We start from the raw sequence: 11,991 nt of genomic DNA, 5'->3' as shown, positions 1-11,991 counted from the left end.
TACTCGGTGAAAAAGCAGCTCGGGGATCGGGCTGCAAACCGCTACCGAACCGGAGCGCCTCAGCAGGGCGCATGCAGCCCTGATCCTGCTGCTGGCTTTCTGGAGTTAAAGCATGTGCACAACCGGGCCGTCAGCGCAGCGTAAGCGCAATCCCCCGCGAGGGCTGCCTTGCCTGATCATGGCCAGACCGACGGTCATGCCAGTCTGCGGATGAAGGGTGGCACTGGTCACTTTGCCGACTGCTTTGTCGTTCCAAAGTTCGTCTCCCGCACTGACGGACGCTTCGGTTTCGAAGGCGGCCATTTCACGCGGCATTTTGCCGGTGGTCTTGATGCGTGAGAGCACTTCCTGACCGATGTAGCAGCCTTTGCCATAGTCCATGGCCTGTTCTTGGAGACGGGCTTCGGGTGGGAAGGTCTCGGCGTTCAGTTCGTGCGGCCAGCGCGGGACTCTTTGCAGAATGCGCCATGTTTCCAGGTCGGACTCGGTGAGGAAGGGAAGAGAGTCAAAGGTGGGGGCGGGGGCAGATGCGGGGAGCCAGAGATCGAGGCCGGGTTTGGAGAACCGTGTCGTGCGCAGGAGGTGGTGCGGGTGGTCCTGCCCGCAATGAATATTTTCATTCCAGGCACGCACCGGGTCGGAGCGGAGATCGCCAGATAATGACTGCCCGGAGGGGGTATGGAGCGACTGAATGCCCGCATCGCTCCAGAAATGCCAGAGCTGCCAGTCGTCCGTGACATCGGTCAGCTCCACATCATCCGCCACGATGTAGCGCTCCAGCCGCATGCCGAGGGATTCGCGCAGGCCTGGCTCGGCATCCAGCAGGAGATGGTCTCCCTGCGCATGTACAAAGACATCGGCGGCGATGCGGCCTTTCACATCTGTCACACAGGCGTAGAGGGTCTGAACCGTTTCCGCCCGACGTACGTCGTTGGTCACCTGACCGTTCAGGTAGCGAATGCGGTCAGCGCCGGTGAGCCGGAACTTGGCGCGGGAGGAAAGGTTAACGACGGCTCCGTGGGTGGAGATCTGCTGATACAACTCGGCGGTCATTCCGCATGAATGGACAGACGTGGCGGCATCGCAAGCTGGCAAAGTCGAGGGATTGCATTGACTCACAATGGGGGGCACGACAGAATCTGACATCCCCATGCGCGCAGGCCTTGTCATTCTCTCCGCCCTTGCCCTGATCAGTTTCCTTTCTGAGGCTGCGGGACAAGCTCCGGCGGCGACAACCTCGGGAGCCAAAATCCGCGTTGTGACCCGCGATCTTGAGCCGTTTTCCTTCGAAAAAGAAGGGCGCAGGGTGGGCTACGCGGCGGAGCTGTGGGAGCAGCTGGCACGTGAGGCCAAGCTGGACTACGAGGTCAAGGTGGTGGAAAGCGCGAAGGACATCATCGATGCGCTGAAGAACAAAACGGCGGATGTGGGCGTGGGCGCCATCAGCGTCACGTCCACGCGTGAAGAGGTCATCGACTTCTCACAGCCTTTCTATGAATCAGGCCTGCAGGTGCTCGTCTCCGGCTCCAACGGCAGCTTTGCGGACAACATCTTCGCGCTTGTGGGCAATCTTTTTAACATCGAGCTGATCGGCGCCTTTGCCTTGCTGATGGTGACGATGTTCATCATCTCGCACCTGGTGTGGCGCTACGAGCACAAGATCAACGGCGACATGTGGCCGGAAGACTACAGGAAGGGCATGTGGGAATCCTTTTGGTGGACGATCAGCACGCTGCTGGTGGGTGGTGCGGACAACAAAGGCCCGGTGGGTGTGGGCGGTCGCATCGTCGCCATCGTGTGGATGCTGCTGAGCATCGTGCTGGTATCCCTGCTCACGGCTTCCTTCACCACCACACTGACCATCAACACGCTGAAGGGAGACATCAATGGTCCGGGGGATCTGCCTGGACGCAGGGTGGCCACCGTGCAGGGCAGCACCACGGAAACGTGGCTCAACAAACGGGGGGCAAAGACGGTGCCGCTGGCAACGGTGACAGACTGCGTGCTCGCGCTCAAAAAAGGCGAGGTTGCCGCCGTGGTCTATGATGCGCCGGTGCTGCAGTATGAAGCGGGCAAGCTGAATGACGACAAACTGCAGATGGTGGGGCCGGTGTTTGACCGGCAGAACTACGCCTTCGCCCTCCAGCAGGACAGCCCGCTGCGCGAAAGGCTGAATCAGGCGCTGCTGAAACTCTCCGAGCAGGGGGTGGGCAACGAACTGCGCACGAAGTTCTTCGGCGAAGACAAATAAGCAGGCGGTGCTTCCGCTGCGATCATGGCAGACACTTCATCAAACTCCCCCGGAATTTTGGCCACCATCCTGGCGGTTTTTCGCCAGAACCGTCTGCCCTGCCTGGTGCTGAATGTCTTCGCGGTGGCGCTGGTGGTCAGCTACTACCAGGTGCCTGCGCTGGCAGGTTTTTGGGAGGCACTGGGTGCATTCAAGACGCGCTCGGCTTTCGCCTTTTCCTGCGTCTCCACCATGTTTGCCGCGGCGATCCTGCCCACAGGCATTCAGTGGATGATGGGGACACTGCCGAAGGAAGGAAATGGAAAACGCCTGCTGCTGCTGATGCTGTTCTGGGGCTACCGAGGAATGGAGATCGACCTCTTTTATCACTTCCAAACGTGGTTGTTCGGCGACCGCCAGGATGCCCTGACGCTGGTGAAAAAGGTGCTGGTGGATCAGTTCATCATGAGCCCCCTCTGGTTTGTGCCCACCTACGTCATCGCGCTGCGCTGGGTGGAGCTGGGCGGCTCGTGGAAGCGCACGCGGCCAACATTGGATCGCGAGTTCTGGACACGTACCTGCCCGACTGTGCTGGTCACCAACTGGCTGGTGTGGATCCCCGCGCTGGCGCTGGTTTACAGCCTGCCGGCGGCGCTGCAGTTTCCGCTGTTTTCAGTGGTGATGTGCTTCTTCATCCTGGTGGTGACGGTGATGACCCAGCGCAAGGGATGAGGCGGGCGCATGTGCTGACGGGAACTATTTGCGGCTGGCAGAAATGGAGTCACGGATTTCTTGCACGATCAAGGCGTCCTCGAGGCGCTGAGCCTTTGACAGTTCAGCCAGATAATTGGTGAGGGCGGTCTCATAGACGGCATAGAGGGGCTGAAGCGCGGTGCGCTCCGCCTGCTGAAAGGTCGCGAGCTGCTGCTCGTAGCCTGCACGCACGGACTCCAGAGCAGGAGGTGCGTCGAACGGCAGCGGGGTCAGCGGATCGCTGGAAAGCATCGCTTCTTTTTCCTTTTTGAATGCGAGACCTTCTTCGAGCCGCATGGTCTTGGCGGCGTCCGCGGTCCGTTTGTCGAGTTCCGCAATGTACTTCGCCTTTGCATCTTTCAGGCGCTGCGCGTGCTCTGCTCCGAGCGTGCGGGTCTTGGCGGCTTCAAACTGCTGCTGAAGCGTCTGCAGCCGGGCAGCGACGTCTTTGGCCGCACCACTTCCTACGGTCGCCAGAACGCCAGATTTTTTCGAAGGGGTGTATTTCACTGGCAGCAGCCGGATGGCATTGTCACGCGTGAACTGCCGCGGAGGAGACTGCTTCATGTCCAGGTAGTGCCCGCTGCCGATGGCGAGCCACTTGCCATCCGGGCTGAAGGCGAGGCTGGTGGCCTGACCTAGAGCGAGCTGCAGGGTTTCCTTCAAATTTCCCGTTTTTGGATCCCAGAATTCAACGAGTCCGGAGGTGCCGGCTGTGGCCACACGGCTGGAATCCGGCGCCCAGGCAACCGCCTCCAGCCTGCCGCCGGTGGAGGCGAGCTGTTTATAAACGGATTTGGCCTTGATCATGCCAACCACAGCTGTGTTTTCGATGTCATCATTGGTGCCTGCAAACATCAGCCCGTCCGGACTCGTGGCAATGTTGTTGATGGGAAGGCAGGGCAGGGTGTAGGCCGGAGTGGTCTTGCCGGGGTCAAAGACCCAGCACACGCTGGAGCCAGTGCCTCCGCCGACGATGAACTGACCGCTGGGACTGTAGGCGATGCACGCGAGAGACGCGCCAACTGGAAGCTGAGAAACTCCCAGCTCATTGCCGTTGGCAATGGAGATAAACTTCACGGCGACCTGCGCGACTTGCACCGCCACGGTCTTGCCATCCGGACTGACGTCTGCGGCAAAGCTGTTAGACTGTCCGCCTGTATTGTGGAAATTCTGCGCTGCCTGGCCTGTCGGCAGCCGACCGATGAACACGGCGTCGTTGACGCAGGAAAAGTATCGTTTGCCCTGGTCAAACACACCCAGGGAACGGACGAAGTTGAGTCCGGCTTTGAAAGTGTTGGTCTGTTTTTTACTGCCGACACTCCACACCGCCAGATTGGCCCCCCAGTCGCCGGACAAAAGTTTGCCGTCAGGGAGCCAGGCCACTCTGGTGACGGGAGACGTGTGGCCCTGCAGCACGACAAGCGATGTTGTCGGAATGACAGTGACCGCCGGGAATGCGGAGTGGGAAAAACCAGCCAGAAATAGTGCGGCAAGCATGGGCAGGCACCGACCTGTCAGGCTATTCTTGACAGGTGCTACAAAGGCCGGGCGCGAAAGGGTGCGAATAAATGCTAGGCTCATGGTAAGGAATGCGGGTAATTTTGCATCTAAGCGATCCCGCTGGATAAATACCAGAAGAAAATGGCGGCCAGGTCCTGTGCAAAAATTCGAATGGCGGAATGGCGTGTCCGTCAGTTCTTTTCAGGCAGCCAGTCTTGTTGCGCGGCTAACCAGTTTTCCAGCGTTTCTGAGTGTCGATCACGCAGACTTTCCGGGATGCGTCTTCAGGATTTCAACGAGACGCACAAGTTCCTCTTCGCTGACATCCACAAAGGAGTCCAGAGAGCGGATGGCGGCGATGATGTCTTCGTGAGTGGGGGGAGAATCGTCGGGCAGCAGGCTGGCAGGGGGCGACGGGGCAGGGATGCGGAAGGCATTCGGGTAGCGCCGCCAGGGGAAGGCGTAGTTGATGAGGATGGCCAGCAGTACCATGACGACGGCATTGGTGAGCACGGGGAACAGCACGAAGCTGAAGCCCAGCTCGCGGATGGCGCTGCCGCCCATCACGGCGGTGAAGGCGGTGGCGCCGCCGGGTGGGTGGATGCATTTGAGCTGCTGCATGGCGCCAATGGCAAGACCGACCGCACATGCCGCGGCGATGACGGGATGGGAGATGCAGCGCGCGCAGGAAACTCCGATAACCGCGGAAATGCAGTGGCCGGCGATGACGGGCCATGGCTGTGAGAGCTGGCCATGGGGGACGCCAAAAAGCAGCACCGAGCTGGCTCCCATGGATGTGATGACCGCAGTCGCGCCTCCAGCAGGAAGCGCCCAGGTGGAGATGGCTATCAAGGCCAGGATCGCCAGGCCGCCGCCCAGCGTGGAGACTGTTTTCTCGAGGGCGCTGACCTCGATGAGTTCAATGCCGAGCCAGCGGCGAAGGTTGGGCGTGGGCACGTTCAGAGAGCGGTTTATTGAGCGGTGAGATCCTTCCATTCCGCATCGGCAAATTCGGCCAGATAGCATGGCGGGCTGGCATAGCGCGAGAAGCCTGTCTCCGTCTGCTTCGGTTCTTTCCGCTGCTCTCTTTGCAAAGGCGGCACGACCGAGCCGGCGTCTTTACGCCTGGCCTGGGTCCGAGTGGCAGGGCTGGAAACCGGCCGTTTCATATAGCTGAGGTCGTGAGGGCTGCCGCTGAAAACCAACGGTGGCGGTTCCACCACAATCCCGCGACGACGGCACCTGCGGTGTAGGCTGCTACATCACAAACATCGCCGATGCCGTGGGTGATTCGGGGAATGAACCATTCGAAGAGCAGTGACCAAAAAACAAGGTGCCCGGTGATTTCTCCTGGACGCGGTGGCGCATCATCCGCTCGCAGTCCCAGGCGGCGGTGCAGCCAGAGCACGGGAGGGAGTGCGCAGGGGATGAGCCACAAGTCATTGAAGTGAAACATCATGAAACCAGGAGGCATGGCCGGCTTGATGATGCAGCGGTTGAGACCGTAGGCCAGGCAGGCGATGAGAAACATCGCATCGCGGAAGTAGCGGAAGCGTGTCATCTCAGCAGAGGTAGTAAATGAGGCCGGCCGAACTCGCGGCGATGAGAAGCTTGAGCAGCAGGGATTTGAGAAGAAAAAGCATAAGGGAAGGGGGATGCGAACTCTTCAATCCTTTCGCGCGCCTGGGCGCTTCAGGATGCCGCCGAATGCAGGCGCATGGCCGGGTGTCAGGCTGAGGTGGGCTGGCATGGGAATGGATTTAATATCGCTATGCGATATATGTCAACGTGATGGCCCTGAAAATGCTGAGAAGGTCTTCATGCCTGCCACAACCCGCAAACGCATTTCCAAGTCACAATACGAAAACCTCGCGTCCTTTCGCTACTCGCTGAGGAAGTTTTTACGCTTCAGCGAGGATGCCGCAGTAGCGGCAGGACTCACGCCGCAGCAGCACCAGGCGCTGCTGGCCATCAAGGGATTTCCGGATCGCGATCACGTGACGGTGGGAGAGCTGGCGGAGCGCCTGCAGATCAAGCACCACAGCGCCGTGGGCCTCATCGACCGGCTGGTGCTGGAGAATTTGGTGGAACGAGAGGCATGCGAAGAAGACCGGCGGAGAGTGTGCATCCGGCTGGCGGCGCGCGGTGAGGAGATGCTGGAGGAGCTTTCGGCGCTGCATCGGGAGCAGCTGCGCATCGTCGGACCGGAATTGAGCGGGCTGTTGCAGAGACTGGGGCAGGGGGAAGTGTAGCTTTAAGAACGCACTATGAGACTGACAAGACTCCGGTTTTATGAATAATCTCAGCCGATGGAGAGCAAAGCATCGCTCAATATGCCAAGAGTGCCGAAGCGTTGGGTCACACCCTTTTGGCTGGATCTGTTCTTTGTCTCAGTGGCGACCCGCCTTTTTGTTGAGGTGAATTCAGGTGAGCCGGAACCGTCACTGACAATGTTGCTGAGGGAGCCTGTGCGATGGCTCACCTTTCAGTCAGCCATCTACATCTGTCATCTCATCGGAGCCTACGTTCTGCTGCCGACTTTTCTCCGGCATGATTACCCCAAGGCGACACTCCTGTGGGGTTCCTTGATTGCGTGGTTTTTGGTCTTGATGCCGATGTCAGGCTATCGCACCTGAGTTGTCGAAGTTCTCTTTGGATGTGGAGAGGCGTTATCTGACTACTTCCAAAATTTCTCCACCGCAGCGACGAGTCCTGGAATGCTGTTCTCCTTGGCCTCGACATCCACCTTCAGCCCGCGGGCTTCGATGGCGGCGCTGGTGACGGGGCCGATGCTAGCGATCTTGATGTCCTTCGGCAGATCGACTTTGAGATTGAGGAAGTGCTCCACGGTGGAGGCGCTGGTGAAGGTGATCATGTCCGCACCTTCTTCTTTCAGGCGGGCGAGGGCTTCGAGATTGTCTTCCGTTTCGGCGATGGTGCGGTAGGCTTCGGCTTCATCGACGATGGCGCCCATGCCGCTGAGTTCATTGGCGATGACTTCGCGTGTCTCCTTGGCGCGCACCCAGAGGACCTTCACGTTTTCCATGTCCTGGTGGTCCTTGAAGGCTTTGACGAGGCCTTCGGCGACGTAGTTGCCTTTGTCGGGCATGAGATCCACCGCGAGGTGGCGGGCCTTCACCTTTTCCGCAGTGCCGGGTCCGATGCAGGCGATGCGCACGCCGCCGATGCTGCGGGCGTCGTTGTAGAGCTTGTCAAACATGGTGAAGAAAGCATCCACTCCGTTCGGGCTGGTGAAGATGATCCAGTCATAGGTGTGGCAGTCCTGCACGAGTTCGCCAAAGGAGAGCTGATCTTCCACGGGGGCAATGCGGATGGTGGGCAGTTCGATGACATCCGCGCCGAGTTGCGCGAGCTGTTTGCTGAGCGTGCTGGCCTGAGCGCGAGTGCGGGTGACGACGATTTTTTTGCCAAACAGCGGGCGCTCTTCAAACCAGTTGAGCTGCGGACGCTCGGTCACCACGTCTCCCACGACCGCGACTGCGGGTGCTTTGAAGCCTGCGGCCTTCACCTTGGCGGCGATGTCTGCGAGCGTGCCCACGAGTGTCTGCTGATGCGTGTGCGTGGCCCAGCGCACGAGGGCGACGGGCGTTTCTGGCTTGGCGCCATGCTTCAAAAATTCGCGCGTGATTTCCTCGATGCGCTCGACGCCCATGAGGAAGACTTTGGTGCCGTCTGCCTGGGCAAGCTTGGCGTAGTTGAGAGAGGTGTCGGGCTTCGTCGGATCTTCATGCCCGGTGAAGATGGTGAGCTGGGAGGCGTGCGAGCGGTGGGTGACCGGGATGCCTGCATACGCCGGACCGGCGATGGCGGAGGTGATGCCGGGAACGATCTCGAATTTCACCCCGGCTTCGCGCAGTTCGGCGGCCTCTTCCGCACCACGGCCGAAGAGCACGGGATCTCCGCCCTTCAGGCGCGTGACGGTCTTGCCTTCGGTGGTGAGCTTGACGATGAGTTTATTGATCTCCTCCTGCGAGAGCGTGTGGTCGCCCGCTTTCTTGCCGACGTAGATGCTGGCGGCGCCTTCCTTGGCGTAGCGCAAGTGTTCGGGGTTGCAGAGGTAGTCGTAAACGAGCACATCGGCGGCCTCGATGCATTCCTTCCCTTTGAGCGTGAGGAGTCCGGGATCGCCGGGACCGGCGCCGACGAGATAACAAATGCCAGGGGTGATTTTCTTGGTGGCCATGGTGGGAAGGGGGGCACAAGGTGTCGAAACCACAGCAGACCGCAAGGATGGATGAGTGTTGGTTATGAGAGGCGTTGTTTCAGGGGGCTTCGCAACTTAGTAGTATTGGCAGGTCTGCCTATATCGGAAAGCTTGGTTTGGAGGTAGATCTGCCTGTGCCCTTTTCATCCACCATGCCAAAATGTCCCATCGCCCTCAGTCTCCCAGCCGCCTGCGACCCCACCGCACCAGTGATGCTGGCAATCTCAGGAGGGCGGGATTCGGTGGCGCTGCTGCACCTGCTGCTGGATGCGGGGTTCAAACAGCTCATTCTCTGCCACCTGAATCATGGCCTGCGTGGCGACGAGTCGATCGGAGATGCGGCGTTTGTGCGGCGCCTGGCCAAGAAGCATGGGCTAAAATGTGAGATCGAGGCCGAAGACGTAGCCGCCGTGGCGGAGAAAAAGCGCCTTTCCACCGAAACGGCCGCGCGCGAGGCGCGCCACGCCTTTCTGCTGCGCATGGCGGAGAAATACGATGTCTGGGTGGTGCTGCTGGCGCACCATGCGGAAGATCAGGCGGAGACGATTTTAGCGAACCTCTGCCGTGGCAGCGGCCTGGCGGGTCTGGCGGGCATGCACGCCGTGCAGCGGATGGACACCGGGCTGCACCTGGTGCGGCCAATGCTGCATGCACGTCGTTCTGAGATCGACGCGTACCTCAAATCAAAACGGTGCAAATACCGCGAAGATTCGAGCAACACATCGCCGAAACATCGCCGCAACCGTGTGCGGCATGAGGCGCTTCCGCTGTTGAACGACATTTTCTCCCGCGATGTGGTGCCGCAGATCCTACGCCTGGGCTCGCTGGCGGAGCAGGACGACGACGCACTGCAGCGTCAGGCCATGGCGTTCCTGACCACCGAAGGTCGTGTCCTGGAAGATCGCTCGCTGGTGATTTCCCCGGAGCTGCTGGCGCTGCATCCTGCGGTGTCTTCGCGTGTGATCGGCACATGGCTGCGGGAGGCCTGGGAACTGCCTGGCATTGACTATGAGATCATCGACGCAGCGCTGGGCATGCTGGCACCGGATGGCGCGGCGAAGATCAACCTGCCGGGTGATAAACACCTGCGGCGGAAGGCGAAGAAGCTGTGGGTGGAGTAGCCCGGCGCAGGTAGGGCGGCTTGTCCCAAGCCGCCGTGCCCAGCGCGCGACATTCACGACGATAGAGCAACGATGCTCCGCTGCTGTCAGGCGTGATTTGGGCATGCATTTCCCTTGCGGCGGAGGCTGGAGGACCAGCCTCCCTACCTTGCGCTGGGGATTTCGCCTCAGCCCTCCAGCGTGTGCACAAACAAGCCGCTGCGCAGCTTGGGCTCAAACCAGGTGCTCTTCGGCGGCATGATCTGGCCGACGTCTGAGATGGCCATGAGCTGGTCCACGGTGGTGGGGTACATGGAGAAGGCGACGGTGTGCTCCTTGCCGTTCACCAGTTTCTCCAGCTCCGCGGTGCCGCGGATGCCGCCGATGAAGTCGATGCGCTTGCTGGTGCGTGGATCGTCGATGCCGAGGATCGGCTTGAGAAGGCGGTCCTGCAGGATGCTGACGTCGAGCTGGTCGATGGGGCTGGCGTCCTTGGCGGGCTCCCAGTTGAGTTCGTACCACTGGTCTTTGAGGTACATGCAGCACTGCCCCGGGCGGGTGGGAGACTTCAGCGTGGTGGGCTTGATCGTGAAGATCTCGCCGACCTTCTTGAGGAACTCCTCGCGGTCCATGCAGTTCAGGTCCTTCACCGCACGGTTGTAAGGCAGGATTTTGAGCTCGTTGCCGGGGAAAAGGACGCTGAGGAACCAGTTGTAGTTTTCTTCTCCGGTATGATTCGGATTGGCCGCACGGCGCAGCTTGCTCACACGGAAGGCGCTGGCGGCGCGGTGGTGGCCGTCTGCCACATAGGCGCAGGGGACCTGGCTTTCGAACAGGCCGGTGAGTGACACGCACAGGCCCAAGGAGAGGCGCCAGAGCTGGTGGCGCACGCCATCAGCTGCGGTGAAGTCATTGATGGGCTTCTCCGTCTTCATGAAGCTCTCAATCAGTGCGCTGATGCCGGGGCGCTGACGGTAGGTGAGGAAGATGGGGCCGGTGTTGGCGTCCAGCTTGTCCACCAGGTTGGTGCGGTCGTCTTCTTTGTCCTGCCGCGTCTTCTCGTGCTTCTTGATGATGTCCTTTTCGTAATCCTCAGTGTGGCAGACGGTGACGAGACCGGTCTGGCTGTGGCCGGAGATGACCTGGCGGTAGAGATACATGCAGGGCTTGGCCTCGCGCACCAGAATGCCATCCTTCTGCAGCCGGTCGAAGTTTTCACGCGCCTTGGCATACACGGGGGCGGAGTAAGGATCGATTTCGGGATCGAGGTCGATCTCCGCGCGATCCACGTGCAGCAGGCTGTAGGGCTTGCCCTTGGCCAGGGCGGCGGCTTCCTCCCGGTTCACCACGTCGTACGGGACGGCGGCGACTTCGGGGGCGTTTTTCTGGGTGGGGACGAGACCTTTGAATGAGCGGATGCGCATGGGGCGGGATAGAGCGCGGGGGGGCGGTTGTCAAATCCGCACTCTCGGGGAGGAATTGCTTCGTGTTTCCGAACAAAAGGGCCGGTCGAGCACGCAGTCCCTGGAGGTGGTGGCAAAATGACCGTCCTCGGCTACGGATGATGTGTGGATAAAGATCTGACGCTCTTTGATGATGAAAAGCCGCGCTATCTGCTGCCTGAGGGCTGCAAGGATCTGTATGATGTCATCCGCCAGCAGGAGCGGGCTGCGGCGGATCGGGCTGCCAGAAGGAAAGCCGGGTTGATGCATGCAGAGCTGATCACGAACTGGCTGCAAAAGCATGCGCCAGCACCTCCGTTTGAATCTCTGCCGCCGATGCCTGACTCGGTGCTCCTGCCAGACTCGCTGACGGTGGGAGATCTGGCGGCCCTGCTTCACCTCAAGAACTACAAGCTCATCTCAATCCTGATCCAAATGCAGACCTTTGCCTCCGCCAGCTCAGAGATCGGCTTTCCTCTGGCGTGTGCTGTGTGCAGGCATCTGGGGGTGGAGGTGAAGAGGATGGGAGAAGTTTAGGGCCGGGTGCGTAACATCGCCGGTAATCCGATGGCGGAGCCATCCGATCTCTCAACGCGATCTAGAGCAATTTAAATAATTATATAGCCATGGGGATCAAGGCATGCTATCAAACGGCATGGCAACACTCTCTCTGGATTTACGTGAACGGATTGTCAGTGCCTATGACAAAGGCGAAGGCACCCGTGATGAGATCGCGCG

12 protein-coding genes are annotated in these 11,991 nt (G+C 60.1%); 5 read left to right on the top strand and 7 right to left on the bottom strand.

Translation table 11 applies throughout. The features are described 5' to 3' along the window. Positions 1-105 precede the first annotated feature (105 nt). Positions 106-1,053, bottom strand: coding sequence for a YgfZ/GcvT domain-containing protein (locus ACILSO_RS30820; protein ID WP_395741347.1), 948 nt, complete (start codon positions 1,051-1,053; stop codon positions 106-108). 97 nt (positions 1,054-1,150) lie between these two features. Here ACILSO_RS30820 and ACILSO_RS30815 point away from each other — a divergent pair, with 97 nt between their 5' ends. Both ACILSO_RS30815 and ACILSO_RS30810 read left to right on the top strand, forming a co-directional pair. After that, entirely contained in the window at positions 1,151-2,251 is a 1,101-nt protein-coding gene (locus ACILSO_RS30815) for a transporter substrate-binding domain-containing protein (protein ID WP_395741346.1), read from the top strand. Between the two features lie 24 nt (positions 2,252-2,275). Then, entirely contained in the window at positions 2,276-2,962 is a 687-nt protein-coding gene (locus ACILSO_RS30810) for a hypothetical protein (protein ID WP_395741345.1), read from the top strand. Between the two features lie 24 nt (positions 2,963-2,986). Here ACILSO_RS30810 and ACILSO_RS30805 read toward each other — a convergent pair whose 3' ends face one another. The 4 genes from ACILSO_RS30805 to ACILSO_RS30790 form a co-directional block, all read right to left on the bottom strand. Continuing rightward, the gene (locus tag ACILSO_RS30805; protein WP_395741344.1) at positions 2,987-4,483 is read right to left on the bottom strand and encodes a hypothetical protein; all 1,497 of its coding nucleotides are present in this window, start codon (positions 4,481-4,483) and stop codon (positions 2,987-2,989) included. Between the two features lie 261 nt (positions 4,484-4,744). Beyond that, positions 4,745-5,443: an HPP family protein gene (locus tag ACILSO_RS30800; protein WP_395741343.1), complete on the bottom strand. Its 699-nt coding sequence runs from the start codon at positions 5,441-5,443 to the stop codon at positions 4,745-4,747. A gap of 14 nt (positions 5,444-5,457) precedes the next feature. After that, a complete protein-coding gene (locus ACILSO_RS30795) occupies positions 5,458-5,655 on the bottom strand; it encodes a hypothetical protein (RefSeq protein ID WP_395741342.1) in 198 nt (65 codons plus the stop codon). Continuing rightward, a complete protein-coding gene (locus tag ACILSO_RS30790; RefSeq protein ID WP_395741341.1) occupies positions 5,652-6,047 on the bottom strand; it encodes a hypothetical protein in 396 nt (131 codons plus the stop codon). Before ACILSO_RS30790 ends, ACILSO_RS30795 begins: the two co-directional genes overlap by 4 nt. A 259-nt stretch (positions 6,048-6,306) precedes the next feature. Between ACILSO_RS30790 and ACILSO_RS30785 the strand changes: the two genes are divergently transcribed. After that, positions 6,307-6,738: a MarR family winged helix-turn-helix transcriptional regulator gene (locus tag ACILSO_RS30785; RefSeq protein ID WP_395741340.1), complete on the top strand. Its 432-nt coding sequence runs from the start codon at positions 6,307-6,309 to the stop codon at positions 6,736-6,738. A gap of 425 nt (positions 6,739-7,163) precedes the next feature. Here the strand turns inward: ACILSO_RS30785 and cobA are convergent, their stop codons facing one another. Next, on the bottom strand, positions 7,164-8,690 hold the full coding sequence (gene cobA, locus ACILSO_RS30780) for a uroporphyrinogen-III C-methyltransferase (protein ID WP_395741339.1): 1,527 nt from the start codon (positions 8,688-8,690) through the stop codon (positions 7,164-7,166). Positions 8,691-8,863: 173 nt separating this feature from the next. On the opposite strand from cobA, the gene tilS reads away from it, so the two are divergent. After that, positions 8,864-9,832 (top strand): tRNA lysidine(34) synthetase TilS, encoded by a 969-nt coding sequence (gene tilS / locus ACILSO_RS30775; RefSeq protein ID WP_395741338.1) that lies wholly within the window; start codon positions 8,864-8,866, stop codon positions 9,830-9,832. Between the two features lie 167 nt (positions 9,833-9,999). Here the strand turns inward: tilS and ACILSO_RS30770 are convergent, their stop codons facing one another. Then, positions 10,000-11,235, bottom strand: coding sequence for a DUF1015 domain-containing protein (locus tag ACILSO_RS30770; protein WP_395741337.1), 1,236 nt, complete (start codon positions 11,233-11,235; stop codon positions 10,000-10,002). A gap of 144 nt (positions 11,236-11,379) precedes the next feature. Between ACILSO_RS30770 and ACILSO_RS30765 the strand changes: the two genes are divergently transcribed. Then, the gene (locus tag ACILSO_RS30765; protein WP_395741336.1) at positions 11,380-11,790 is read left to right on the top strand and encodes a hypothetical protein; all 411 of its coding nucleotides are present in this window, start codon (positions 11,380-11,382) and stop codon (positions 11,788-11,790) included. The last annotated feature ends 201 nt before the right edge of the window (positions 11,791-11,991 follow it).

It is taken from the genome of Prosthecobacter sp. (assembly GCF_044226605.1).
In the GTDB taxonomy this organism is placed as follows: domain Bacteria; phylum Verrucomicrobiota; class Verrucomicrobiia; order Verrucomicrobiales; family Verrucomicrobiaceae; genus Prosthecobacter.
Note: the sequence above shows the minus strand (reverse complement) of the source record. Positions and strands in the feature narration are given on the sequence as shown.